1 pseudogene is annotated in these 273 nt (G+C 65.2%); it reads right to left on the bottom strand.

Annotated features, from left to right (window positions below):
• Positions 1 to 102: 102 nt before the first annotated feature.
• A pseudogene (locus tag KJQ96_RS39120) lies at positions 103 to 273 on the bottom strand (IS5/IS1182 family transposase); the annotation flags it as partial.

Here is a 273-nt window from a genome sequence, read left to right as displayed (position 1 = left end):
AGCGCCGGCGCGCGTCGCAGGAAGAACAGGAGCTGAAAGCTCATCGGCGATAATCGACCGGGCCTGGCCGCGGGAGATGGTCGTCCGTGAAGAAGAGCGATTTCACGCCGGATTATTCAGCGGGCTGAGGAAGAGTGTGGTCAGGAACAGGCGCAGCAAGAGCCTGAGCCAGCGGATGAGACGGCGGAAGTTGTAGCCGGCGGCGGCGAGGACGGCGTTGGCGGCGTCGCCGCGACGGAACCAGAGATAATTGCGGCCCATGCGGTGCTCGGC

The sequence above is a fragment of the Bradyrhizobium sp. sGM-13 genome (assembly GCF_018398875.1).
GTDB lineage: Bacteria > Pseudomonadota > Alphaproteobacteria > Rhizobiales > Xanthobacteraceae > Bradyrhizobium.
This window is presented reverse-complemented; position numbering and strand designations above follow the sequence as displayed.